The organism is Amycolatopsis ponsaeliensis, from assembly GCF_030182635.1.
Lineage (GTDB): Bacteria > Actinomycetota > Actinomycetes > Mycobacteriales > Pseudonocardiaceae > Amycolatopsis > Amycolatopsis ponsaeliensis.
This window is the reverse complement of the sequence record NZ_JAPZLD010000039.1, coordinates 13,026-38,299: the sequence shown is the minus strand read 5'-3', so window position 1 is coordinate 38,299 and position 25,274 is coordinate 13,026. Positions and strand designations below refer to the sequence as shown.

19 protein-coding genes are annotated in these 25,274 nt (G+C 70.7%); 7 read left to right on the top strand and 12 right to left on the bottom strand.

Annotated features, from left to right (window positions below):
- Positions 1–5: 5 nt before the first annotated feature.
- From QQ657_RS41205 to QQ657_RS41175, 7 genes are all read left to right on the top strand, one after another.
- Positions 6–1,382: an MATE family efflux transporter gene (locus QQ657_RS41205; protein ID WP_284747790.1), complete on the top strand. Its 1,377-nt coding sequence runs from the start codon at positions 6–8 to the stop codon at positions 1,380–1,382.
- A gap of 7 nt (positions 1,383–1,389) precedes the next feature.
- A complete protein-coding gene (locus QQ657_RS41200) occupies positions 1,390–2,334 on the top strand; it encodes a glycosyltransferase family 2 protein (RefSeq protein ID WP_284747789.1) in 945 nt (314 codons plus the stop codon).
- Positions 2,331–3,515, top strand: coding sequence for a polysaccharide pyruvyl transferase family protein (locus QQ657_RS41195; RefSeq protein WP_284747788.1), 1,185 nt, complete (start codon positions 2,331–2,333; stop codon positions 3,513–3,515). The genes QQ657_RS41200 and QQ657_RS41195 overlap by 4 nt, the downstream gene beginning before the upstream one ends.
- The gene (locus QQ657_RS41190; RefSeq protein WP_284747787.1) at positions 3,512–4,060 is read left to right on the top strand and encodes a dTDP-4-dehydrorhamnose 3,5-epimerase family protein; all 549 of its coding nucleotides are present in this window, start codon (positions 3,512–3,514) and stop codon (positions 4,058–4,060) included. Before QQ657_RS41195 ends, QQ657_RS41190 begins: the two co-directional genes overlap by 4 nt.
- 5 nt (positions 4,061–4,065) lie before the next feature.
- Complete coding sequence (locus tag QQ657_RS41185; protein WP_284747786.1) at positions 4,066–5,382, top strand: glutamate-1-semialdehyde 2,1-aminomutase; 1,317 nt, start codon at positions 4,066–4,068, stop codon at positions 5,380–5,382.
- A 150-nt stretch (positions 5,383–5,532) separates the two neighbouring features.
- On the top strand, positions 5,533–7,014 hold the full coding sequence (locus tag QQ657_RS41180; RefSeq protein WP_284747785.1) for a right-handed parallel beta-helix repeat-containing protein: 1,482 nt from the start codon (positions 5,533–5,535) through the stop codon (positions 7,012–7,014).
- A 167-nt stretch (positions 7,015–7,181) separates the two neighbouring features.
- Positions 7,182–7,796, top strand: coding sequence for an HAD family hydrolase (locus tag QQ657_RS41175; RefSeq protein ID WP_284747784.1), 615 nt, complete (start codon positions 7,182–7,184; stop codon positions 7,794–7,796).
- On the opposite strand, the gene QQ657_RS41170 is transcribed toward QQ657_RS41175, so the two are convergent.
- The 12 genes from QQ657_RS41170 to QQ657_RS41115 all read right to left on the bottom strand — a co-directional run bounded on the left by QQ657_RS41170 (position 7,783) and on the right by QQ657_RS41115 (position 25,227).
- Positions 7,783–8,397, bottom strand: coding sequence for a maleylpyruvate isomerase family mycothiol-dependent enzyme (locus QQ657_RS41170; protein WP_284747783.1), 615 nt, complete (start codon positions 8,395–8,397; stop codon positions 7,783–7,785). The genes QQ657_RS41175 and QQ657_RS41170 overlap by 14 nt on opposite strands.
- Before the next feature lie 344 nt (positions 8,398–8,741).
- A complete protein-coding gene (locus tag QQ657_RS41165; RefSeq protein ID WP_284747782.1) occupies positions 8,742–9,389 on the bottom strand; it encodes a phosphatase PAP2 family protein in 648 nt (215 codons plus the stop codon).
- Complete coding sequence (locus QQ657_RS41160; RefSeq protein WP_284747781.1) at positions 9,386–10,561, bottom strand: glycosyltransferase; 1,176 nt, start codon at positions 10,559–10,561, stop codon at positions 9,386–9,388. The genes QQ657_RS41165 and QQ657_RS41160 overlap by 4 nt, the downstream gene beginning before the upstream one ends.
- Positions 10,558–11,811 (bottom strand): O-antigen ligase domain-containing protein, encoded by a 1,254-nt coding sequence (locus tag QQ657_RS41155; protein WP_284747780.1) that lies wholly within the window; start codon positions 11,809–11,811, stop codon positions 10,558–10,560. The genes QQ657_RS41160 and QQ657_RS41155 overlap by 4 nt, the downstream gene beginning before the upstream one ends.
- A 1-nt stretch (position 11,812) precedes the next feature.
- Complete coding sequence (locus QQ657_RS41150; protein WP_284747779.1) at positions 11,813–13,336, bottom strand: right-handed parallel beta-helix repeat-containing protein; 1,524 nt, start codon at positions 13,334–13,336, stop codon at positions 11,813–11,815.
- A gap of 9 nt (positions 13,337–13,345) precedes the next feature.
- Entirely contained in the window at positions 13,346–15,292 is a 1,947-nt protein-coding gene (locus QQ657_RS41145; protein ID WP_284747778.1) for a heparinase II/III family protein, read from the bottom strand.
- A 106-nt stretch (positions 15,293–15,398) separates the two neighbouring features.
- Positions 15,399–17,576 carry a bi-domain-containing oxidoreductase gene (locus QQ657_RS41140; RefSeq protein ID WP_284747777.1) on the bottom strand — a complete coding sequence of 726 codons (2,178 nt, stop codon included), beginning with the start codon at positions 17,574–17,576 and terminating at the stop codon, positions 15,399–15,401.
- Entirely contained in the window at positions 17,573–19,483 is a 1,911-nt protein-coding gene (gene asnB, locus QQ657_RS41135) for an asparagine synthase (glutamine-hydrolyzing) (RefSeq protein WP_284747776.1), read from the bottom strand. The genes QQ657_RS41140 and asnB overlap by 4 nt, the downstream gene beginning before the upstream one ends.
- Positions 19,484–19,518: 35 nt before the next feature.
- Entirely contained in the window at positions 19,519–21,282 is a 1,764-nt protein-coding gene (locus QQ657_RS41130; protein WP_284747775.1) for a Wzz/FepE/Etk N-terminal domain-containing protein, read from the bottom strand.
- A complete protein-coding gene (locus tag QQ657_RS41125; protein WP_284747774.1) occupies positions 21,279–22,637 on the bottom strand; it encodes a GumC domain-containing protein in 1,359 nt (452 codons plus the stop codon). Before QQ657_RS41125 ends, QQ657_RS41130 begins: the two co-directional genes overlap by 4 nt.
- A 108-nt stretch (positions 22,638–22,745) precedes the next feature.
- Entirely contained in the window at positions 22,746–23,927 is a 1,182-nt protein-coding gene (locus QQ657_RS41120) for a glycosyltransferase family 4 protein (protein ID WP_284747773.1), read from the bottom strand.
- Positions 23,917–25,227: a nucleotide sugar dehydrogenase gene (locus tag QQ657_RS41115; RefSeq protein WP_284747772.1), complete on the bottom strand. Its 1,311-nt coding sequence runs from the start codon at positions 25,225–25,227 to the stop codon at positions 23,917–23,919. The genes QQ657_RS41120 and QQ657_RS41115 overlap by 11 nt, the downstream gene beginning before the upstream one ends.
- Between the last annotated feature and the right edge of the window lie 47 nt (positions 25,228–25,274).

The window sequence follows — 25,274 nt, the reverse complement described above, 5'->3', positions numbered from 1 at the left end:
GCGACGTGGCCAACCATCGCCGGGCCCCACGCTCGCTGCTCCGGAACGGCGCCGTGCGCGCCATGGCCGGACGGCTGAGCTGGGGCCTCGGCGACCAGGCGGTGTCGAGCCTGACCAACTTCGCCGTCGGGCTGTATGTGGCTCGCTCTCTCGGGACGTTCGCGTTCGGCATCTTCAGCCTCGCCTGGGTCACCTACGGCGTGGTGCTCAACGTCTCGCGCGGGCTGGCCACCGACCCGCTGATGGTGCGGTTCAGCGCGGTGCCGGAGGACCGCTGGCGCCTGGGGGTCGCCAGCGCCTCCGGCACCGCCATCGGCGTCGGCTGCGCGACCGGGGTGGTCAGCCTCGTCGCCGGGCTGGCCGCGGGCGGCCCGCTCGGCAACGCGTTCGTCGCGCTCGCCGTCGTCCTGCCGGGCCTGCTCCTGCAGGACGCCTGGCGGTTCGCCTTCTTCGCGCGCGGTGCGGGCAAGAAGGCGTTCATCAACGACTGCGTGTGGGGCGTCGCGCTGCTTCCGGCGTTGTACATCGCCGCCCAGGTCCACACCGTGGTCGCGTTCGTGCTGGCCTGGGGCCTCTCCGGCGCGGTCGCGGCGATCTTCGGCTGGTTCCAGACCGGCGTCCTCCCGCACCCGCGCGAGGTGCTCGGCTGGTTCAAGTCCCAGCGCGACCTGAGCGTCCGGTACCTGGTCGAGAACGTCAGCAACAGCGGCGCGTCCCAGCTGCGCGCGTACGGCCTCGGCGCCATCGCCGGCATCACCGCCGTCGGCGCGGTCCGCGGCGCCGAGCAGCTGCTCGGGCCGTTCCTGGCCCTGCTCATGGGGCTGTCCCTGGTCACGGTCGCCGAGGGCGCACGGGTACTCAAGCGGGCACCGCACCGGCTCAAGCACTTCTGCATGATCCTCGGCGGCGGGCAGGCCGCCGCCGCGCTGTGCTGGGGTCTCGGCCTGCTGGTCCTGCTCCCCGACTCCGCCGGCCGCTGGGTGATGGGTTCGGTGTGGGACTCGTCGTCCCCGCTGATCCTCCCGGTCACCCTCGCCGTGGTCGGCGCGAGCTTCGCCACCGGCGCGGCCGCCGGGCTCCGAGCGCTGGGTGCCGCACCCCGGAGCCTGCGTTCGCAGCTGATCGCCTCCCTGTTCTACGTCACGTTCGGCATCACCGGCGCCTTCCTCGGCGGTGCGGCCGGGTCCGCGTGGGGCGTCGCGGCCGCGACGCTCACCGGGTCGGTCATCTGGTGGTGGCAACTGCGGCTCGGCCTGCGGGAGTACGTGCCGCCGGCCGTGGACGACGCCGGGGCCAACGAAACCACCATCGTCTTCGCGCCGATCGGGATGAACGAAACCACCGTGGTCTTCGAGCCGATCAAACTGCCGATCAAGGAATGAGGACTCCATGACCACCGTCCCGCGGCTGAGCCTCGGCCTCCCGGTGTACAACGGCGAGGAGTACCTCGCCGAGTCGCTGGACGCCCTGCTCGGCCAGACCTACGAAGACTTCGAGCTGATCATCTCGGACAACGCCTCCACGGACGGCACCGACGAGATCTGCCGCCGCTACGCCGAGAAGGACTCCCGGATCCGCTACGTCCGGCAGCCGAAGAACATCGGGGCGACCCCGAACCACAACTACGTGTTCGACGTGTCCCGCACCGAGCTCTTCAAGTGGGTCTCCCACGACGACCTCTACGCCCGCGACCTGCTCAAGCGGTGCATCGAGGCCCTCGACGAGCGCCCGGACATCATGCTCGCCCACTGCGACCAGGCGATCATCGACGGCGACGGCCGCATCGTCCAGCCGCTCGAGTACACGCTGGACACCGCGTCCCCGCACGCCCCGGACCGCTTCCGCAGCGTCCTGTTCGAACCCGGCGGCGACGACTTCTACGGCGTCATCCGCGCCGACGTCCTCCGCCGCGTCAAGCCGCTCGACAGCTACCACCACGCCGACCGGACCTACTCCGCCGAGATGGCCCTGCACGGCGCGTTCCACCAGGTGCCCGAGCTGCTCTACTTCCGCCGCGACCACCCGGGCCGCGCGGAACGGGCCAACCCGACCATCCGGAGCCGGTGCGCGAATCTGGACCCGCGGCGCGCGAACCGGCTCCGGAACCCCACCGTCCGCCTGCTCGGCGAGTACGTCTACGGGTTCGCGGACCTGATCCGCCGCGCGCCGATCTCGGCCGCCGACAAGCGCGAGTGCTTCGGGCACCTCGGCGCCTGGCTGACCAACCGGGCGCGCTCCGGCCACGGCGAGCGCGTCGAGGACCGCGCGCCGACCGCCTCCGACGTCGCCACGGTCAACGAGATCGTGGCCGGCCGCGAAGGCAGGCTCGCGTGAAGCGTGCCCCGCGCGTCGGCGTCTTCGGCCTGCTCGGCTCGGGGAACCTCGGCAACGACGGTTCCCTCGAAGCCGTGCTCGGCTACCTGCGCGCCGAACACCCGGACGCCGTCCTGACCGGCCTGGTGGGCGGCCCGGACATCGTCCGCGAGCGGTACGGCGTCGACACCACGCCCCTGCACTGGAACCAAGCCGAGTACGAGACGGCGTCCGGCCTGCGCTCGATCGTCCTCAAGGGACTCGGCAAGCTGGTGGACATCGGCCGCACGGCCGCCTGGGTCCGCGAACAGGACGTCGTCATCGTGCCCGGCATGGGCGTCCTCGAAGCGACACTTCCGCTGCGTCCATGGGGTTTCCCGTATTCGCTCTTCCTCCTTTCCGCCGCCGGGCGGCTCTTCGGCACGAAGGTCGCGCTGGTCAGCGTCGGCGCCAACGAGATCAGCGCGCCGGCCACGCGGACGCTCGTCCGCTGGTCCGGCCGGCTCGCCGCGTACCGCTCCTACCGCGACGACATCTCCCGCGACGCCATGCGCGCCATGGGTGTCGACACCAGCCGTGACGAGGTCTACCCCGACCTCGCGTTCTCCCTCCCCACTCCGGCTGCCGGCGGCGAGCCGGGCACCGTCGGCGTCGGCGTGATGGCCTACTACGGCGGCAACGACGACCGCGCCGACAGCGACCGCATCTACCGCCACTACGTGGACACGATGAACCGGTTCGTCGCCTGGCTCGTTGACCAGGACAGACCGGTCCGGTTGTTCATCGGTGATCAGATCGACCGGCAGGTCGTCGACGAGATCCTCGAGAAGACCGCTTCCCCGCTGGTGACGGCGGCTTCGGCGGAGACCCTGGACGAGCTGATGCACGAGATGGCGGCGGTGGACAGCGTGGTGGCCACGCGCTACCACAACGTGCTCTGCGCCCTGAAGGTCGCGAAGCCGACCGTCGCGATCGGGTACGCGCCGAAGAACGACGTGCTCATGGCGGAGATGGGCCTCGACGGCTTCACCCAGCGGGCGAAGACCGTCGACTTCGACCGGCTAGTCGAGCAGTTCACCGAACTCGAAAACCGTTCGCCGGAACTGCGCCAGATCCTGGCGGAACGGAACGAGAACAACGTGCAACGACTCAAGGACCAGTTCGCCGCCCTTTCGGCGGCCCTCTTCGGGGGTGCGCGATGAAGGCCATTCCGGTGCCCGAGATCGAGGGCGTGTACCTGTTCGAACCGGCCCCGCACGCCGACCAGCGCGGGTTCTTCAGCCGGACGTTCGACCGCGAGGTCGTCGCGTCGGTCGGGATCGACCCGGACGGCTTCGCCCAGGACAGTCTTTCCCGCTCCCGCAAGGGAGTCATCCGCGGGATGCACCTGCGCGGCGGGGCCGGCGAGGCGAAGCTGGTGCGCTGCTCGCACGGCGCGGTCTTCGACGTCGTGGTGGATCTCCGACCGGATTCGCCCACGTTCCGCAATGTCAAAACGTTCGAACTTTCCGGTGATACGCAGGTTTCCGTGTACATCCCGGCGGGCTGCGCGCACGGATTCCAGTCACTCACCGATATCTCGGACGTCTCGTACCGTATCGATCGACCCCACGACCCGTCCGAAGACATCACAATTTCGTACAAAGACCCAGAATTGGACATTTCGTGGCCACTGTCGGTCACAATGGTCAGTGACCGGGATGAGCGCGCGCCGTCTCTCGGAGAGGCGTTGAAACCAACGAGGTGACCCACATGGGAACGAACTTGCCCCGCTCGACGGAGGCGAACGAGCGGCTGCACCGGGTCATCCCGGGTGGTGCGCACACGTACGCCAAGGGCTCGGACCAGTATCCCGAAGGGATGGCTCCGGTCATCTCCCACGGTCTCGGCGGCCACGTCTGGGACGTCGACGGCAACGACTACATCGAATACGGCGCCGGGCTGAGAGCCGTCAGCCTCGGCCACGCCCACCCGCGGATCCTGGACGCGGTCCGCGCCGAGCTCGGCAAGGGCAGCAACTTCATCCGCCCGTCGATCATCGAGGCCGAGGCCGCCGAGCGGTTCCTGGAGAACGTGCCGACGGCCGACATGGTGAAGTTCACCAAGAACGGCTCGGACGCCACGACCGCCGCGGTCCGGCTGGCCCGGGCCGCCACCGGGCGCAAGCTCGTCGCCAAGTGCGCCGACCACGCCTTCTTCTCGACCGACGACTGGTTCATCGGCACCACGGCGATGAACGCGGGCATCCCGGACGAGGCGACGGAAGCGACGGTGTCCTTCCCGTACGGCGACCTGCAGGCCACGGAGGAGCTGCTGCAGCGCCACGAGGGCGAGATCGCGTGCATGATCCTGGAGCCGGCCGCCGCGGCCGGCCCGCCGCCGGGGTATCTGCAGGGCCTGCGGGAACTCGCCACGCGCCACGGCGTCGTGCTGATCTTCGACGAGATGATCACCGGGTTCCGCTGGTCCGCGCACGGCGCGCAGGGCCTCTACGGCGTCACCCCGGACCTCTCGACGTTCGGCAAGGCGCTCGGCAACGGCTTCGCCGTCTCCGCGCTGGCCGGCAAGCGGGAGCTGATGGAGATCGGCGGGCTGCACACCGACCGGGAACGGGTGTTCCTGCTGTCGACCACTCATGGCGCCGAGACCCACTCCCTCGCCGCCGCGATCGCGGTCATGGACGTCTACCGCGACGAGGATGTCATCGCCCGGCTGCACGCCCTCGGCGACCGCCTCGCCGCCGGCGTCCGAGAGGTGGCGGCCGGGATCGGCGTCGAGGACCACGTGGTCGTCCGCGGGCGCTCCAGCAACCTCGTCTTCGGCACCTTCGACGAAGAGCTCAAGCCGTCCCAGCCGTACCGGACGCTGTTCCTGCGCGAGCTGGTGAGCGGCGGGGTGCTCGGGCCGTCCTTCGTGGTCAGTGCCGCGCTCACCGAGGCGGACATCGACAAGACCATCGACGTGGTCGCCCAGGCCTGCACGGTGTACCGGAAGGCCCTCGACGCGAACGACCCCGCGCCGTGGATGGGCGGGCGCCCGGTGAAGCCCGTGTTCCGCAAGTTCGCCTGACCCGGGATCGGTGCCGGCCGGCCGGGGAGCCCACCCCGGCCGGCCTTCGCCGTGGCCTCCCCCGACCGGCGAGCCGGATTCACCCCATGGGTCCGATGAGGACACTTGAGGGTGACTGTTTTCCGGCCCGTTCGTGCGTAACTTCCTGCCATGGGCAGATCTCGTGCGGTTCTCGTCGCCGCCAGCTCGCTCCTGATCGCCGTGGCGTGCCCGGCGATCGCGCGAGCCACCGACGGGCCCGGGCCGGTGTGCGACCACCAGCCCGCGGAGCACGAGGAAGCGCCTCCCGGGGCCGTCCCCGTCGATCCGGGCGTCGACGGGGACCTCTCGGCCAAGACGGCGGCGAACCCGCCCGGCACGACGTTCTGGCTCCGCCCCGGCACCCACACCCTCGGCACCGACCGGTTCGGCCAGGTCGCACCGAAGGACGGTGACGTCTACCTCGGCGCGCCGGGCGCGGTCGTCGACGGCCGGGGCGTCAACCAGGCGGCCTTCACCCAGCGGGCCCGCGACGTCGAGCTCCACGGGCTCACGGTCCGCGGGTTCGCCGCGCCCCAGGACCAGGGCGTGGTGAACCACGACTCCGGTGACGGCTGGCTCATCGAGAACACGACCATCGAGGCCAACGCCGGCGCGGGGCTGATGGCCGGGGCACGTCAGGTCGTCCGGCACAGCTGCCTGCGTGACAACGGCCAGTACGGGCTCAACGCGTACCAGGCCGGAGACGGCATCACCGGGCTGGTACTGGAGGGCAACGAGATCACCGGCAACAACACCGGTGACTGGGAGGCCAAGGTGCCGGGCTGCGGGTGCAGCGGCGGCGCCAAGTTCTGGGCCGTGAACGGCGCGGACGTCCGGGGCAACTGGGTCCACGGCAACCACGGCGCCGGCCTGTGGGCGGACACGAACAACAACGACTTCCTCGTCGAGGACAACCTGTTCGAAGCCAACGACGCCGAGGCGCTGTTCTACGAGACCAGCTACAACCTCGTGCTGCGCGGCAACACGTTCCGCGGCAACACCCTGGTGCAGGGCCGCGCGTTCGCGACGCGCGGCGACAACTTCCCGGCCGCGACGGTGTACCTGTCGGAGTCGGGCGGCGAGCCCCGCGTTCAGGCGCGGACGTCGGCCGTCGACATCAGCGGGAACACGTTCGAGGACAACTGGGCAGGGATCACGTTGTGGGAGAACGCCGACCGCTTCTGCACCAGCCCGGCCAACACGTCTTCGGGCTACTGCACCAAGGTGACTTCCCAGTCTTCGTGCACGGCGGGCACGATCGCGAAGCCACCGGCGTACGACGACTGCCGCTGGAAGACCCAGCGCGTGGAGGTTCACGGGAACACCTTCCGGTTCGATCCTGGACGGGTGGGCTGCACGAGCCTCTGCGGGCGGATGGCACTGCTGTCGAACTACGGGACCTTCCCGGACTGGTCTCCCTACAAGGGAACCGTCGTGGAGGAGGCGATCACCTTCCAGCAGGGCAACCGGTGGCACGACAACTCCTACGCCGGGCCGTGGGCCTTCGTCGCGCATGACACCTCCAGGACGGTCGACGCTGCGGGCTGGCGGGCGGAGCCCTACTCGCAGGACGAGTGTTCTTCGTTCGACGGTGGGACCGCCGGCTGCTGATCAGGAGCTTGCCGACGGGGTCTGACACTTTTCGCCGCGGCACCCGTCTTTGATGCCGGATTCCCTTGCTACCAAAGGGAAAAGTCGCGAACGGAGAATTCCGGACAGCGCGCACATCACCCGTTTCAGCGATGGCGTTCGCACGGGTGTTCGGTACCGTCGGAGACATGCCCGCCATCCCCGCACCCCTCGACCGCGACGCGATCGACATCGTCCTGTTCGATGCGATGGGCGTCCTCTACTCCGCCGCCGACGACGTCGGCGAGCTGCTCGTGCCCTACCTCCGCAGCCACGGCTGCGTGCTGCGCAGGGAAGAAATCGCCCAGCTGTACCAGGAATGCAGCCTCGGCAAGATGTCCTCGGCCGACTTCTGGGCGGACGCCGGCGCCTCCGGCGCATCGGACGAGGAGTACTGCCGGAACCACCGCCTGACGGAAGGCGTGGTCGCGGTCCTCGCGGATCTCGACGCGACCGGAGTGCGGCTCGGCTGCCTGAGCAACGACGTCAGCGAGTGGTCGAAGCTCTTGCGTGAACGGTTCCGCCTCGGCGAGTACCTGACCGACTGGTTCATCAGCGGCGACACTCGGGTGCGCAAACCAGCGCCCGAAGCATTCACCGGCGCATGCCGGCGTCTCGACGTGATCCCGAGCCGGATCCTGCTCATCGACGACCGCGCGGAGAACGTCTCGGCCGCGCGCGCCGCCGGCCTCCAAGCACTGCGGTACGGCACCGCCCCACTGTCCACAATGGAAGATTTGCGAAAGGAGCTCAGACCGTGGTGAAGCGCGCGCTCGGCTCGCCCCGAAGACGTCCCGCCGGCAGACGCCGGTTGCAGAGCACCAGCAGCAGATCCTGGGCCAGGCCGGTGAGCGGGACCCCGGTGCCGTACTCCCAGTCGAGATCGTCGGCACGCAGGCAGACACCGGCCAGATCGGTGCCGAAGTACTTCGCCTGCTTGGGCCGGACGCCGCCGAGCACCACTTCCAGCCGTTCCGGGGGCACGCGCCGATCCAGCCCGAGGGCGGTCGTGATGTCGAGGCCGTGGATGACGTCGTGGCTCAGAGCGCCCTCCGGCCCACCGCCGGGCGGCTGCCAGGGGTGCTCGGCGTTGTCCCGCAGCGAGGCGACCAAGGCATCCCGCGAAAGCACGGCGGCCTCCTGCCGAGCCACGCGATCGGCCATCCGGTTGAAGCGCCCCGCGGACTTCACCAGCTCGCGCACGAACCGTCCGGTCGTGAACCGGAAGGGCATGGTCATATGGGCAACAACCTCGGGAACCCGCCACCCGGCGCACAGGGTGGCCGAGCCCCACTCGGCGGGCGTGAGCTCCCCAAGCACGGCAGCCAGCTCCCGCCGCTCGGCGGCGATCAGTTCTTGGGTCATCGGTCTCTCCTTCGCAGGTAGGTCACCCCACCGACGAACGCGCCCCACCCAGACCGACACTCAACCCGCGCGGCGGAGCCCGCCCAATCCGCGCGCTGCCCCTCGGCCAGGCTGAGCCGGGCCCGTGGAGCTAGGGCCAGGAACCAGGGCCAGTGGCAGGGGCAGCCGATCACCAGGGCGACAGGGCTGAGACCTCCGCACCGAGCCCGGCGGCGACCCCGCGCTGGCGGGGCGCCCACCCACGGGCCGTTCACCTCGCCGACGGCACAAACGCCGCCAGAAGCCGTCGCCGGCCCGGCATCACAGCCGTCGGCTACGCGATCCGCCGGAAGTTCGCGCCGGTGTCACAGCCGTTCGGCTACGCGATCCACCAGCCAAGCCGTCGCCGGGACCGCCGCCAGCGCGGCACAGAACCCACCCACCGCATCCGTCGGGTAGTGCGCCCCCAACGCCACCTCGGCCCACCCCATCGCCACCCCCGCGACCAACGCCAACCCCAGGACCAACACCACCGCCGCGGCCCGCCCCAGACCCAGCCGGTCGGCCAACAGCAGCGCGATCACCAACGCCAGCGCGGTAGCCAACGCCGTGTGGCCACTCGGATACGAAAGGAACTCGCCATGAATCGTGCGGCCGACGATCGGCTTCAGCAGCGTCGTCACCGCCACCGTGACCACCACGCCGAGCACCGTCACCACCGCCGCCCGGATGCGGTGGACCAGGAAACACACCGCCGCGAGTACCGCGACCAGGATCGTCGACCCCACCGGCTCGCCGCCGAAGTCGAACACCAGCGCCACGTACCGCCAGGGCGGCTGGACCCCGTCGATCGACGGGAGCACCGCCGCGTCGATTCCCGTCAACCCCGAGTCGTGGAAATGGAGGATGCCGAGCGCGATCAGCACCGCCGTCGCCAAGGCGGCCGTCATGGCCAAGGGAGCATGCAACGCGGCCGGCAGGGCCGCGGGTGCCGTCCGGACCAGCTGCCTCACCCGCGCGCCTCGATCGCCGCTTCGTACCCGGCGATCAGCCGATCGAGCCCGACCGCCGGGGTGAAGTCCTTCTCGTATCGGACCCGGGCCGCGTCACCCATCTCGTGGTTGCGGTCGCCGGCCACCTCCCGCAGCCGGTCCGCCAGCGAGGCCGGGTCGTTCGGTGCGTGCAGGAGGCCGGTGACGCCGTCGTCCACCAGCTCCGGGAACGCGCCGTGCGACGCCGCCACCGTCGGGACGCCCGCGGCCATCGCCTCGACGACCACCAGGCCGAACGCTTCCAGCCACGTCGACGGCGCTACCACCGCCACCGCGTCGGCCGTCAGGGCACGGCATTCCGCCTTGTTCTGCAGACCGACATACGACACGTCGGCGCGGCCGGCCGCCCAGGTCGCGACCTCGTCCTGCATCGGGCCGGTGCCGGCGATGACCAGCGGCACGCCCAGGGCTCCGCCGAGACGATCCCAAGCCCGCATCAGCAGGCCGACCCCCTTCTCCTCGGTGACGCGGCCGAGGAACAGCACGTGCTTGCCGTCGCCGGTGCGGCGGACGCCGGGGTCGGTGACGAAGTTGTGCTTCACCGCCATCCGCTCGCCGGGCATCCCGGCCGACACCAGGAGGTCACGTTGGGCCGCCGAAATGCAGAAGAACCGGGCGATGCCCGTCCACCACCGGCGCCGGTTCGCGGCCGTGCTCGCCGCCATCGGGAGCGTCGCCACGCGTGAACCGCGGTAGCAGCCGTGCTGCACCGCCGGCAGCGGTGCGCCGCCGACGCACTCGGTGCAGATGTGGCCGTCGCGGTGGAGCGTGCCGGGTGGGCAGACCATCCCGTAGTTGTGCAGCGTCGCGACCGCGGGCACCCCCGCGTCCGCGCAGGCCGCGACCACCGACGGCGACAGCAGCGGGAACGTGTTGTGGATGTGCACGACGTCCGGGCGGGTCGCGCGCAGCCGGGCGGCGAGCTCCTTCCGCACCGCTGGGTTCCAGGGCACCGTCAGCGGCACCAGGGCCTTGCGGGGCGCCGGCATCGACGCGATGTCGTCGCTGCGGCGTTCGAACAGCGACACCTGGTGCCCACCCTCGGAAAGGAGCGTCACCTCGGCGTCGACGACGTTGTTCTCACCGCTCGGCTGCTCGGACCGGTACCGGTTGTGCACCACGAGCACCTTCACGCGACTGTCCCCTTCGCCGGGATGAATGCTTGTTCGTCGGACTGCGGCACCCCGCGGACCAGCAACGACGCCGCCAAGGCCAGGTGCAGCAGGTACGGCGACGCGTCGCCGAGACCGGCTTCGGTGTAGGAGGCCGAAAGGCAGTAGGTGATCAGGAAGATCGCGCACGCGCGAGCCAGCGACGGCGGCCGCAGCACGGCCACCACGACCAACGTGAGGAGGAACCCCGCCACCAGCGCGATCCCGACGAAGCCCTGCTCGTGGTAGATCGCGAGCCAGCTGTTGTCGATCGGCAGGCCGTCGTAGGACTTGTCCGTCAGCCCGACCCCGAAGATGTACTCCGCCGTCGTCCGCGGGGCCTCCAGCAGCGAGTCCCACACCTTCGCGCGGCCGGTCAGGCTGGAGAAGTTGTCGGCACTCTGCCCGCGGAGGAACCACGCCTGCAGCGCGCCCGCCAGCACCACGCCGGCGACCCCGCCGACGCCGACCGTCCAGGCGAACACCTTTCGCGCGCGGGCGCTGGTCAACAGCATCGAGAGGAACGCCACGGCCAGCCCGGCGACCAGACCGAGCGTCGCCGTGCGGGTGTGCGTGAGCAACAACAGCCCCAACGCCGGCACCACGATGTACAGCGCGCTGCGCCACGTCGTGCGGCGCCCGAACCAGAGAAGGAGCGTGAGCCCGGAAATGACCGCCGCGTACTGACCGATCTGCGGCGGGGTCAGCGGCCAGATCGCGCCCGAAAGCCGGCCGCCGTACTCCTCCGGCATCGCGTTGCCGGGCGAGACCACGAGGCCGATGGCCACCGACGCGAGCACGACGGAGTACGTGCGGATGTGGGCCCGGACGAACGTGAACCCGCCGTCCCACCAGCGGGTCAGCAACCAGAGCGTGGAGACGAACACCGTGAGCCGGAAGCACCGGAACAGCGCGCCGGCACCCTCCTGCAGGTCGGCGCTGGACAGGATGCTCGACACCAGCAGCAACGTCAGCAGCAGCAGGTACGCGCTCGGCCGGATCCGCAGGTGCTTGTTCAGCACCAGCGCGATCACGAACGCCGTCATCAGCGCGCCCATGGTGACCAGCTGGCTGACCGAGCGCGGCAGCGGGATGACCGTCTTCGCGCCGGTCGAGCCGAGCGTGTTGATGATCAGCAGGGCCCACGCCAGGGCCGCCCACTTCGGGGTCGCCGACGCGGGCTCGGCCGCGGTGTCGCCGCGGATGCCCGCGATGCCGGTGTGCGCCGCCATGTCAGCCCCCGCCCTGTGCGGTGTACGTGCTGCCGGTGTCCTGCGAGTACGGCGAGCCTTCCCACTCGCCGACCTCGAGGATGCGGTCGGTCGTGTAGGCGATGAAGGTCCACGGGCCGGCGTAGCTGTTGTCGTGCCAGCGGTTGTCCTGCTTGTACGTGATCGCTTCCTGGACGACGTCGCCCTTGTACGGCGACCAGTCCGGGTAGGTGCCGAAGTTCGAGAGCAGGCCCATCCGGCCGCACGACGCCTGGCAGCCGACGACGGCCGGGTCCAGGACGAACTTGTTGTCGTGGATGTCGACGTGCTGGGTCTTCCAGCGGCAGTCGCTCAGCAGCGGCCCGCTCGTGATGGCCGGGTCCGCGCATGTCTTGACCTCCGGCACCAGCCGGGTGCAGTCGCCGGAGCTGGTGTTGGCCGGGCTGTTGCAGTAGCGGTCGGCGTTCTCCCACAACGTGATCCCGGACCAGTTGTTCTCCAGGTAGTTGCGGGAGATCTCGATCTTCGCCGTCCGCGCCTTGATCCGTGGCTCGCCGCCGGACTCGGAGATGTAGATCGCCGGGGTCGGGAAGTTGTCGCCCTTGTCGGCGTACCTGCGGCCGTCGACCCAGTTGTTCTTGCGGATCGTGTTGTCGCGGATGATCGCGTTGTAGCTGATCTCGTAGATCAGCGCGGCGCTGTCGTTGTTCTCGATGAGGTTGCCCTCGATGAGGAAGTCGTTGTTGTTCGTGTCGGCCCACAGCCCGGTGCCGTGGTTGTCGTGCACCCAGTTGCCGCGCACGTCGGCGCCGTTGACGTCCCAGAACTTGACGCCGCCGGTGCAGCCGCAGCCGTCGACCTTCGCTTCCCAGTCACCGGTGTTGTTGCCGGCGATCTCGTTGCCCTCGACGACCAGCGCGGTGATCGGGGTGCTGCCGGAGAAGGCGTTCATCCCGTACTGGCCGTTGCGGCGCAGGCAGTTGCCGCGCACCTGCTGGCGCGCGCCCGCCATCAGGCCGGCGCCGTCGTTGTCCTGGATGGTCGTGTGCTCGATCACCCAGCCGTCGCCGGAGTCGTGGTTGACCACGCCTTCGTCGCGGGGCGCGGCGAAGCCCTGGACGGTCAGGTAGGTGAGCTTGACGTTCGTCCCGTGGCCGGTGAACGCGTACTGGTTGATCTTCCGGCCGTCGACGACGGCGCCGGGGGCGCCGATGTAGACGTCGCCGTCCTTGGGCGACACCTGGTCGTACTTGTCGTCGCCGAGGATGTGCTTGCCCGCCTTGAGCCAGAACGTCGTGCCGGGGCCGGCCGCGCGTGTCTTCGCGGCGAGGTCGCCCGGCACCGCCGGATCGACGGCGACCGCGCCTGCCGGGGCCGTCACCGGGCCGGCCGGTTCCTTGTCACAGACCGCCGCGACCGACCCGCTGGGGGCCGGGGTCGCCTGAGCCGGACCGGTGGTGTCCGGGCTGCTGGAGCACGCCGCGACCGTGAGGAGGACGCCGAGCAGCGGAGCGGCACGGCGGAGTCGGGAACGGCGGGCTGTCACGGGCGGGTCCTAACTGAAGTGGAGCAGGGTGGCGAGGAGTCCGGGGGTGCCGGAGCCGACGAGTGTGGTCGAAGGCTCCTTGCGGCCGAAACCTGCGGAGTACCAGCCGAGGGGTGGGTCGAGCTCACCGCGATGGGCCGTCCACGACAACTCGGACGGCAGTTCCATGACGGCGGTGTGCACCGGGGCAACGGAACCGGTGGAGGTGCCCGGCCAGCTCAGGTGCGCGACGTTCTCTTCGAGCCGGACGGTGACCGCCGGGCCCAGGTGGAACGCCAGGCGCGCGGCCGGGCGGGTGTCGCCGAGCACTTCGTCGACGATCTTCAGCAGGTCGCCGTCGAGCTCGACCGTGCGGCGGTGGACCGCGGGCGCGTAGCCGTCGTGGGCGGCCGTCCAGCGGGAGGGTCCCTCGTCGGGGGTGCGCACATCGAGCACCTTCGTGACCGCGTGCCGCGTCCACAGGAACGGCCCGCCGGACACGGATTGATCGGTCCCGCCCAGCTCGAGGGTGTTGTGGCCGAGCGTCGACCGGAAGTACGACCGCCACCGCGGCTCGCCGTGGTAGCAGAAGGTGCCCGGGTCGGCGAGGACGTCGACGCCGTCGTGGCGGACCTCCACCGACAGTGCGTCGGCGTGGGCGTGCGCGGCGATGGACAGGAAGCCGTGCGGGCCGCCGTCGCAGCGGGCCCAGATCCGGCCCGACCGCAGGATTGTCATGCCCGCGTCCCGCAGGTGCGCGGGACGGCGACCGGCGCGGACGCCCGAAGCGCGGGGAGTCCGGGACGCCAACGAAGCGAGCAGCGGTGTGCGGACGTCCTCGCCCGGGATCGGCGGCCACCAGTCGAGCCGGCCGAACAGCGCCTCGCCGGTAGCGAGCAGCGATGCCCAGCGGTCGGTTTCGAGCCCGTCGACGATCAGGCCGAAGCCGTCGTCGGCGTCGCCCTGCCGCGGCGGCCGGAGCCGGTTGTCCACAATGGACGCCAGGGCGTCGGTCATCCGGAGCAGGACGTCCCAGGTCGAGTCCGGCACCGGCGTGCCCGCCGCGTCGGCCTCCACCGCGGCGGTGAGCCCGAGTTCCAGGACCAGGCCGTGGTACTCGGACGCCAGTTCGGCGTTCAGCCCGGAGTCGAAGGTGTTGCGGGCCAGCTGGACGTCCAGCGAGCGCATCGCCTCGGTCCGCCAGCGCGCCGACTCCGGGAACCAGCCGAACGCGCACGCCGCGGCCAGCAGCCCGGCGTCTTCGGCGATGACGTGGTTGTTCGCCGACGAGCCGTGGCTGCGCAGGGTGGAGAGCCAGTTCTGGTGGTGCCACAGCTGGAGCTGGAAGTCCGGGTTGTCCTCGAACAGGTCGCCGACGCCGGCCCAGCCGTCGAGCAGGCGGCGTGTCCAGACCCACGACAGCAGCCGGATGCCCAGCTCGATGCCGCTCACCCAGTGCGGCCCCCGCAGCGGCGGGTTCTCGGCCCACCACGAACGCAGGTGGGCGGCCACGCGCGCGGCGTAGTCCGAGTTGCCGGTGAGGGCGTAGGCCGCGGCCAGCACGGTGAGGTGCTGGTGGCGCGACGGCTCCCAGATCTGCTTGATGTCGCCGACCGAGTCCTCCGACCGGTACGGCACGTCGAAGGCGTAGACATCGGAAGGCGCGCGCCGACCCGTCTTGGGGTCGAGGAACCAGTCCGGAGACTCCAGGTCGGTGCGAACCACGCCGAAGTACTCGGCGCGGCCGGCCATCAGCTCGTCGGCGGTGGCAAGCAGCCGCTTGACGGCCTCGCCGGACACGGTGCCCAGCACGCCTTCCGGCACCGCGGCGGTGAACCGCGGGTGCGACGGCCAGTCGGGCGGAGTGGGCAGCGCGCTCCGCCACTGCCGCTGAACAACGGCATGCCGAGCACGGCCGACGACCTCCGCCGGCCCCATCCGGGACAGCCGGCGCAGGTACCACCCGGGCCCCATCATGTCCGGGCACCTGCCTTCGACGGCAGCTCCGGCCGAACCCGCGCCAAGCTGGGCACGCCGGACCTCGCCTCCGACCGCAGCTCTGGCCGGCCCGCCACCAGGCTCGTCATGCCGGGGCACCCGCCTTGTTCGGCAGCTCGATCCGCACCGGCGCCGCGTTCGAGACGCTCGACTGCGCGGCCAGCGTCGCCAGCGTCGTCGCGGCCAGGGAAGCCACCGGGATCGGCATCGGGCCACCTGTCCGCACCGCCGTCAGGAACGCGTCGACCTCGGCGGCCTGGCCCTTGTCGCGGCCCTTCGGGATCCGGGAGCTGGCCCACTTCTTGCGCGAGTACACCGATGCGCGCACGAAGTCGTCGAACTTCAGGACCTTGCCGTCGGCCGTGAGGTCGAGCGTCTCCTTCGGGAAGCCCGACGAGCCCGTCTCCGCGTACGTGATGACCGCCGTCGAACCGTCCGGGTAGCCGAGCGTCACCTGGAGGTCTCCAGTCGCGTACACCGATACCGGGTCGGCGTCGAGCAGCCAGCTCACCGTGTCGATGAAGTGCCCGCCCTCGCCGGCGAACCGGGAACCCTCGGTGGCCGTCTGGTTGTACCAGCTGCTGTGGTCGAGGCGGCCCGCGTTGACCAGGTACCGGACCGTCGCCGGGCCGACGCGCGGGCCGAACTGGCCGCGGGCCTCGTGCAGCAGCGGGGCGAACCGGCGGTTGAAGCCGACCTGCAGGCGGTCGTTGCCGGACTCCTCGATCGCGTCGAGGACCTTCTGCAACTCGTCAGCGGACAACGCCAGGGGCTTCTCGACGAACACCGACTTGCCCGCCAACAGCGCCTGGCGGGTCAGCTCGGCGTGCGAACTGTGCCGCGTCACCACGAACACCGCGTCGATCGACGAGTCGCCGAGGACGTCGTCGATGTCGGTGGACGCGGCGGCGAAGCCGAACTTGCGCCGCGCGTTGGCACCCGACAGCGCCGAGGTCGTCGAGACGTGCTTGAGCTGCACATCCGAACGCTCGACGAGGTGCGGCAGCAGCATCGACGACGCGTAGTTGCCCGCGCCGATGAAGCCCAGCCGCACGGGCTGCCCGGCCGGCAGCGGTGCGGCCTTGTGCTCGATCAGCCCGACGCGGGCGGACGTCACCACGGGCTCCGTCCGAGCGACCGCGTCCGGGTAGCGGAACAGCACCGCGACGGCCTTGAGCTCGCCCTCGTTCAACGACTTGTACGTCGAAACCGCGTCGGAGAAGTCCGAGACGTGCGTGATCAGCGGCTCCACGTCGAGGCGGTCGCGCGCGATCAGGTCGAGGACGCACTCGAGGTTGCGGCGCTCGGTCCAGCGGACCTGGCCGATCGGGTAGTCGCGGCCTTCGAGCTCGTACGACGGGTCGTAGCGGCCCGGGCCGTACGAGCGGGAGAACCGGACGTCCAGTTCCTTCTCGTAGTAGGCGTTCCACGGCAGGTCGAGCTTGCACTTGCCGATGTCGATGACGCGGCCGCGGTCGCGCGACAGCTTCGCGGCCAGCTCGACCGGGTCGTTCGTGTTGCCGCCGGCGGCGAGGTACGTCTGGTCGACGCCCGCGCCGTGGGTCAGCTCGTCCACGGCCGTGTCGACGATGCCGGACGCCGGGTGCGCGCAGGTCAGCGCGCCGAGGCTCTCGGCGAGCTTGCAGCGCTCGGGGTCGGGGTCGACGCCGACGACGCGCACGCCGGACGACGACAGCAGCTGCACCACGAGCTGGCCGATCAGGCCGAGCCCGATGACCAGGGCGACGTCGCCGATCTGCGGCTCGCCGCGGCGGACGCCCTGCATGGCGATCGACCCGACGGTGCCGAACGCCGCGTGCCGCGGGTCGACGCCGGCCGGGACGCGCGAGTAGAGGTTCTTGGGCACCCAGTTCAGCTCGGAGTGCAGCGCGTGCTCGTTGCCCGCGCAGGCCACGAGGTCGCCGACCGCGACGTCGGTGATGCCGTCGCCGACCTGCTCGACGATGCCGCACAGCGAGTAGCCGAGCGGGGTGTAGGAGTCCAGTTTGGACGTCACCTTGCGGTAGGTCGCCGAGAGGCCGTTGGTGGCGACGCTCTGCATGACCTTCGCGACCTGGTCCGGGCGGGCCTTCGCCTTGCCCACCAGGGACAGGCTGGCCTCGGACACCTTCATCATCTCGGTGCCGGTCGAGATCAGCGAGTACACCGTCCGCACCAGCACGCCGCCGGGCTTGCAGGCGGGTTCGGGGACTTCGAGGAGCGCCAGTTCCCCGCTCTTGTAGTTCTGGACTACCTGCTTCACTTCGCTCCCGCTCCAGACATCGCGTTCCGGTACCAATACTCAAGAGTCAAGACGTGCCAGAGGTGCTTGCCGCGGTCCTCCTGGCCGGCGGCGTCCTCGGCGACCATGCGCTGCAGTGCCTCGCGCTGCAGGAAACCCGAGGAAACGAGCACGCCTTCGTTGACGACTTCGCGCACCAGCGGCGCCAGGTCACGGCTCATCCACGCCCGCAGCGGCGCGCTGAACAGGCCCTTCGGCCGGTGCACGATCTCGCTGGGCAGGATGTTCAGCGCCGCGTTCTTCAGCGCGACCTTGCCGGCGCGGCCGACGATCTTCTTGTTCCCCGGGATCTTGAACGCCGCGCGCACGACCTCGACGTCGACGAACGGCGTCCGCACCTCGGTGGACGCCGCCATCGTCGAACGGTCGGTGTAGGTCAGGTTCAGCCCGGGCAGGAACATCCGCGAGTCGGCCAGGCACATGCGGTTGACGAAGTCGTCGAGCGCCTGGTCGTTGTACGTGTCCGCGTGCTCGGTCAGCACGTCCTCGACCTCGGGGGCGAAGTCCGGGTTCACCAGCGAAAGCAGCTCCGCCTGGTCGTACATCGTGTAGCTGCGCCGGAACGCCGTCTCCTCGGGCAGGCCCGCGAAGGACAGGAACCGCTTGGCGAACCGCACCGACCGGTACCCGCGCTTGGCCGACGCGACCGGCAGCCGGTCCACCAGGGACTCGACGGGACGGCGGACCGCACCCGGAACCTTGTGGTAGCGCAAGGCGATCAGGTTCGCGAGGTGCTTGCGGTAGCCGGCGAACAGCTCGTCGGCGCCCATCCCGGACAGCATCACCTTGACGCCGGCTTCGCGCGCGGCCGAGCAGATCAGGAAGGAGTTGATCGCCGCCGGGTCGCCGATCGGCTCGTCGAGGTGGTGGATCATCTTCGGCAGCAGGTCGAGCACCTGCGGCGCGATCTCGATCTCGTGCAGGTCGACGCCGAACTTCCCGGCGACGATCCGGGCGTACTTGAGGTCGTCCGGCATGGCCTCGAACTTGGCGTCCTCGGCGCGGAACCCGATGGTGTAAGCGGAGATCCCGGGCTGCGAGCGCGCGGCCAGCGCCGTCAGGTAGCTGGAGTCCAGCCCACCCGAAAGGAACGTCGCGACCGGGACGTCGGAGAGCAGGTGCTTGGCGGTCGACTCGGAGATCACCTCGTGCAGGTCGACCTCGCCCTCGAACGCCGCGCCTTCCTCGGCGACCTCCCGCAGCGACCAGAAGCGGCCGCGGTCGAGCTGGCCGTCCGGGCGGCAGCGCAGCCACGTGCCCGGCTGCAGCTTCTCCGCGCCCTGGTAGGCGCAGCGGCTGTCCGGCACCCAGTAGTAGAGCAGCGACGCGATCAGCGCGGCGTTGTCGACCTGCAGCGACCCACCCAGCTCACCGGCCAGCGCCTTCAGCTCGGAGGCGAAGGCGACCCCGCCGGCCCGCGGCACGAAGAACAGCGGCTTGATGCCCAGCTGGTCGCGGACCAGGAACAGCTCGCCGGTGCCTTCCTCGAACATCGCGAAGGCGAACATCCCGCGCAGCTTCGGCAGGCAGTCCGTGCCCCAGCGCCGCCACGCCTGCAGCAGCACCTCGGTGTCGGACGTCCCGCGGAACCGGACGCCGGCCGCGGAAAGCTCGGCGCGCAGCTCCGGGGCGTTGTACAGCTCGCCGTTGTAGCTCAGCGCGAGGCCGTCGAGGACCATCGGCTGGGCGCCGGTCTCGGACAGGTCGATGATCGACAGTCTTCGATGCCCCAGGTGGACCGAGCCCGCGCCGACGGCGTGGTCGTAGCGACCGGAGCCGTCCGGCCCGCGGTGGGCCAGCGTCTTGGTCAGCCGGTCGGTGAGCGGCCCGCCGTCCGGCCAGAGGTAGGTGCCTGCGATGCCGCACATCTCGAGTGGGTCCCCTTTGGTCGCGGCGCGCGGGGTCAGGAGACCTCCGCGCTCTTTTCTGGCTCGAGCTGGGCGTTCAGTTCGCCTTTGTGCGCCGGCTCGCCGTGGTCGCGCTTGAACGGCGTCGGCCGCTTCGGCTTGACCGGGGCGAACTTCTTCGTCGGCGCGTCCAGGTGGTCGACGCTGACCTTCCCGGGTTCCGGCAGTGGTGCGGCAGAAGGCTTGGGCGGCGCCGGCGGCGGGCCGACCGGGCGGACCGGCGCGATCCGCCGCGTCGGCGGCTCCGCGACCGCGACGCGCTCGGCGATGCGGGCGGCCAGTTCGTCGATGCGGTCGTGCCCGACGACCGAGACGCGGTGCTCCGCGGGGGACGTCTTGGCTCGGCCGCGCAGCGCCGTGTGCAGGCCGTCCCACAGCGTGCCGTCGGACTTGTCGCGCGGGTCCGGGTCGACCAGCACCACGCCGATGATCGGGATCTGCTGGTCGGCGAGCTGCCGCGCCACGGTGTGCAGCCACAGCGTGTTCGCGTGCCCGGCCTTGACGACCAGCACGGTCTCCTGGCCGAGGTGCTCCAGGTCGGTCCACGCCGTGCCCGGTGAGACCGTGCCGACGCCGACCCGGCGCTCGTCCGGCTCGGCGTCCGGGTCGCCGGCCCCGACGACGGTGACCTCGCTGTTCGTTTCGCCGGCCAGCTTGCGGACGTCCTCGTTCGGCAGGTCGTCGAGGACGCTCGCCTTGCCGTCCGCGGCCAGCTCCCCGGCGATGTCGAGGGCGAGCGCGGCGGCGACCTTCGGTGCGCCGAGCTCCAGCAGCGACACGGCGGGCTTGTCCTTCTTGATCGCGCGCACCAGCGTCGTCGCGACGCGCTGGCGTTCGGTCACCGCCCGCGAACGCCGCCACAGCCGCGCCGGGCCCCGGCGCTTCGACGGCAGCTGGGCGAGCACGGACGCGCCGAGGTGCGTGGAGATTTCGCGGCGCAGCACCGGCCGGTCGCGCGAGACCGCGCCGACGGCGGCGATCGCGATCCCCAGGACCAGGCCGAGGGCGAAGCCGATGCCGCCGTTGGTCGCGGTGGTCTTGAGGAACGCCTTCGGCAGCGCGCGGGCCGCGTCGACGACCTGGGTGCCCGCGGCGACCTGCGGGCTGCCGATGCCGGCCTGCTGGGCGCGGGAGTCGAAGTCGGAGATCTGCGACGCGAGCGCGGCGCGGCGGCCGTACATGCCTTCGAGGGTGCTGGCGTTGGCGTTGCGGCCCTTGCCGGTCTCGTCGGCGATCTGCTGGTCGACCTTCGTCAGCTCGTCCTGGGCGTTCTTCCGCTGGTCGAGGATGGCCTTGGACTGCGCGGCCGCGGCGGCCTGGCTGCGCTGGACGTGGTCGGCGATGAAGGTGTCGGCCAGCGCCTGCGCCTGCGCCACGGCCTCTTCGGTGCTCTTCGCCTTGACGGTGATCTGCATGACGTTGTTCGTCAGGCCCAGCCCGGCGAAGTTCTTCATGAACTCTTCGGGCGATTCGGTGCTGTTGATCTTCTTCAGCGCGCCTTCGGCGATCTGGGTCGTCGACAGCACGGCGACGTCGGTGCGCATCAGCGTGCCGCTGTCGGTCGGCGAGTCGTCCTGGTGGACGATGATCACCTTGGTGACCGCGGTCGGCGGCGTCGGCAGCACGATCGCCACCAGCGCCCCGGCGATCAGCCCGAGCAGCCCGGTGGCCAGCCAGAGGCGTTTGCGCCGCCGGATCGCGACGAAGAGCCGCTGGAGGTCCAGCAGCGGGGCGGCCTGAGTCTCGGAGGTAGTCGTCACGCCGAACCTGCCAGGGCTTTCTCGGGGGCGTCTTCCGCCACGGGTTCGGCTTCCGGCGCGGATGGCCGGACAGGATGAGTGAGGACCGCGCCGACGATCTCCTGACCCGCGTCGTTGCAGGCCTCGGCGAGCCGGACGAGCTCCCACGCGGTGCGGGAGCCGGCACTGAGCACCACCAGGACACCGGCGTCGGGGCCGGCGTCCGGCACCGTCGGCCGCCCGGCGGTGAACTCGAAGATCCGCAGCGGCACGGACAGCCGGTCGGCCAGCTCGGCGAGCTGCCCGGCGGCGAGCTTGCCGGTCTCGTCGTCGCCGGCCACGAGCGCCAGGACGTCGGCGGGGCCGGTGGCCAGCCGGGCCAGCACGCGGCGGTAGCGGATGTCGCGGTTGACCCCGTCGGCCGAGCTCGCGATCGGCGGCAGCACCCACGGCCGATCGCCGCCGAGCAGCCGCCGCACCTTGCCGTAGAGGCCGGTCGCCGGGAGGCGGTCGCCCTGCGGCGTCGTGACGTCGACGCCGGCCAGGATCGGCGAACCGAGCGCCGAAGCGATCTCCGGCTCGCCCCGCAGCCGCCGGTCGGCGCGCGCGGCGAACAGGTGGCCGAACACGCCGATGAGGAAGAACAGGACCGCGCCCCCGGCGACGAGCTGAACCATCGTCGGGGCGGCCGGCCCGCTCGGGCGCTCGGACGGCCCCAGCACCACGGTGTTGCCGACGCCGGTCGCGAGGTCGGCCTGGTTGAGGTCGTTGATGGCCTGTTCCAGCGACGTCCGCAGGCCTTCGAGCTGCGTGCGGACCTGGACGCTCTCCACGGTCAGGTCGCCGCCGACGGTCTTGGCGAGGTCGCTGATCTTCTGCGTGGTCAGCTGGACCTGCTGGCGCAGCGACTCGCGCTGCTCCTGGGCCAGCTGCACCGACGCGTCCGCGGAGTTGCTGGCCAGCTGGCCGGAGTACTTGACGAACTGCTGCGCGATCTGGTCCGCGAGCTGCTGGGCGTGCTCCGCGGTGTCGGCCGAGACGGTGATCGTCACGACGTTGCCGTTCGCCACCGACGTCGTGACCTGCTTCTTCAGGTCCGCGCCGCTCGGGTGCCACGGGAGCACGGCGGCGGCGCGGTCGAGGACGACCGAGCTGGTCGCGACCTCGGCCTGGGTGAGCAGCTCGTCCGCCTGACGCGGTCCCTGGAGCAGCACGCTCGACGAGGTCTGGTAGCCGGGCGAGAACAGCACCGACGCGCCGGCACCGACCGCCGCTCCCAGGACAGCGAGGGCGACCAGCAACCTCCAGCGTCGGCGGAGGACCTGCCCGATCAGGGCCAGGCGCACCGTGTCGTCAGTCAACGGCGGTATCTCCATTCCTGAGCGGGTACGCCGAACGGGGTCACATGATCGGCCGGTTACCCGAACCGTCGTCGGACCGGGGACATTGGTTACACGTCCGGTGAGTTCTTGACCTAACGGCGATCAGGACTTCACGGCGTGCTCATACGCGGCGAGCAGGTTCTTCGCCGAGTTCTCCCACGAGAGCGCGCCGGCGACCCTGGCCTGGCCGAGCTTGCCCATCCGGACGCGCTCCTCCGGGTCGTCGAGCAGCTGCGAGACGAGCTTCGCGAACGCCGACTCGTCGTTCGCCGGGGCGTAGACCGCCGCGTCGCCCGCCGAAACGCGCGCTTCGCGCAGTTCGAACGAGACGATCGGCTTGCTCATCGCCATGTACTCCATGACCTTGTTCATCGTGGAGACGTCGTTGAGCGGGTTGAGCGGGTCCGGCGACAGGCAGACGTCGGCGGCCGACAGGTAGCGGACCAGGTCCTCGTCGGGGATCCGGCCGGTGAACTCGACCTGGTTGGCCAGCCCGAGCTTCGCCGAGAGCGCCACCATGTCGTCGAAGGCGTCGCCGGAGCCGACGAACACCGCGTGCCAGTCGGTGCGCCCGATCTCGTCCCGCAGCTTCGCGAGCGCGCGCAGGGCGTAGTCGACGCCGTCCTGCGGGCCCATCACGCCGAGGTAGGCGAGCAGGTGCGGCTTGCCCTTCTTCAGCTCGGGCTCGACGGGGACCTCGTGGAACCGCTCGACGACCGGGGCGCTGCGCACCACGAAGACGTCCTCGGGCCGCTTGCCGCCGCGGATCCGGGCGACCTGCTGGTAGCTCTCGTTCGTCGAGATCACGACGTCGGCGGCGCGGTAGGTGGCGCGCTCGAGCGCGCAGACCCCGCGGTAGAGGAGGTCCTGCCCGCGGTCGAACCGCGAGAGGTACAGCTCGGGGCACAGGTCGTGCTGGTCGAAGATGAACCGCGCGCCCTGGCGCTTCAGGAACTTGGCCACCAGGTACAGCAGGTCCGGCGGGTTGCAGGCGTGCACGACGTCGACCGGCCCGACCTTGCGTGCCAGCCGCAGCGTGTGCCACAGCGCGGTGCCGTACTCCTGCAGGTAGCCGGCGGGTCCGCCGGTCGCCGCCTTGAGCGGGTACCGGTGGATGTGGACGCCGTCGACGACGGCTTCGGCCTCGGTGTCGCGCTTGGTGCCCTGCGGGCAGATCACGTGGACTTCCCACCCGGCGTCGCGCAGGGTCGTGGACTCCTGCCAGACCCGCCGGTCGAAGGGGACGGACAGGTTTTCGACGAGGATGAGCGCTTTACCAGGCAAGGCCGGCGTATCCCTCTTCAAGGCGACGCTCGGCGGCGTCGGGCAGGCGGACGAGGTCGACGATCGCCCGGCCGTGCGGCAACGCCGCCAGCACGTCCGGGTCCTTGGTGCCGACGAGCAGGACGTCGGCGTGGTCCATGACTTCTTCGACGGACCCGGCGAGCAGCTGGCCGAGGTGCGGCAGCCGGCCCTCGATGTACTCGCGGTTGGCGCCCATCAGCCGCGAGAGGCTGACGTTGGCGTCGTAGATCTTGAGGTCGAAGCCCTTGCCGAGCAGCTTCTCGGCCAGCTCGACCAGCGGGGACTCGCGCAGGTCGTCGGTGCCGGGCTTGAACGACAGCCCGAACAGCCCGACCTTGCGCTTGCCGGTGCGCGCGACCAGGTCGAACGCGCGCTGCAGGTGGTCGGCGTTGGACGCGAGCACGTGCGACAGGATCGGCACGCTGACGTCGTTGCGGTGCGCGGCGTAGACCAGTCCGCGCAGGTCCTTCGGCAGGCAGGAGCCGCCGAACGCGAAGCCGGGCTTGAGGTAGGCCGGGCTGATGTTGAGCTTGGTGTCGGCGAGGAAGACGTCGATCACCTCGTGCGAGTCGAGCCCGAGGGCCCGGCAGACCGAGCCGAGCTCGTTCGCGAACCCGATCTTCAGGCCGTGGAAGGAGTTGTCGGCGTACTTCGTCATCTCCGCCACCGGGATCGCCACGCGGAAGACCGGGCCGGGCAGGCCTTCGTACAGCGCCGCGACGGCGTCGCCGCTGGCCGCGTCGATCTCGCCGATCACGGTCTTCGGCGGGTCGAAGAAGTCGCGGACGCTGGTGCCCTCGCGCAGGAACTCGGGGTTCACCGCGACGCCGAAGTCGACGCCGGCCGTGCGGCCCGAGGACTTCTCCAGGATCGGGATCAGCAGGTCCAGGCAGGTGCCCGGCAGCATCGTGCTGCGGAAGACGACGGTGTGCCGCTCGCTCTTGTTCGCGATCGCCTCGCCGATCTCCTCGGCGACGCGCTCGAGGTACACCGTCGAGAGGCTGCCGTTCGGCGCCGACGGCGTGCCGACGCAGATCAGCGAGATCTCGCTGTCGGCGACGGCTTCCGCGACGTCGGTCGTGGCTCTCAGCGCGCCACTCGCGACGACTTCGGCGGTCAGCTCGCCGATCCGCTCCTCGACCACCGGGGCCTTGCCCTGGGTGATGAGGTCGATCTTGACCGGGTTGACGTCCACGCCGACCACCCGGTGCCCCTGCCCCGCCAGGCACGCGGCGGAGACACAACCGACGTAACCGAGCCCGAAGACACTGATCTTCACGCCAAAACCTCCGCTATTCCGCGCGACCCTCAAGTTGGTCGCCGCGC

Coding starts and splice junctions, on each gene's coding strand:
- QQ657_RS41190 (WP_284747787.1), top strand. CDS start 3,512: ATGAAGGCCATTCCGGTGCCCGAGATCGAGGGCGTGTACCTGTTCGAA.
- asnB (WP_284747776.1), bottom strand. CDS start 19,483: ATGTGCGGCATCGCAGGCACCTACCTCTGGCCGGACGGCGGGCCGCTC.
- QQ657_RS41180 (WP_284747785.1), top strand. CDS start 5,533: ATGGGCAGATCTCGTGCGGTTCTCGTCGCCGCCAGCTCGCTCCTGATC.
- QQ657_RS41200 (WP_284747789.1), top strand. CDS start 1,390: ATGACCACCGTCCCGCGGCTGAGCCTCGGCCTCCCGGTGTACAACGGC.
- QQ657_RS41125 (WP_284747774.1), bottom strand. CDS start 22,637: ATGGAGATACCGCCGTTGACTGACGACACGGTGCGCCTGGCCCTGATC.
- QQ657_RS41155 (WP_284747780.1), bottom strand. CDS start 11,811: ATGGCGGCGCACACCGGCATCGCGGGCATCCGCGGCGACACCGCGGCC.
- QQ657_RS41175 (WP_284747784.1), top strand. CDS start 7,182: ATGCCCGCCATCCCCGCACCCCTCGACCGCGACGCGATCGACATCGTC.
- QQ657_RS41170 (WP_284747783.1), bottom strand. CDS start 8,397: ATGACCCAAGAACTGATCGCCGCCGAGCGGCGGGAGCTGGCTGCCGTG.
- QQ657_RS41185 (WP_284747786.1), top strand. CDS start 4,066: ATGGGAACGAACTTGCCCCGCTCGACGGAGGCGAACGAGCGGCTGCAC.
- QQ657_RS41145 (WP_284747778.1), bottom strand. CDS start 15,292: ATGATGGGGCCCGGGTGGTACCTGCGCCGGCTGTCCCGGATGGGGCCG.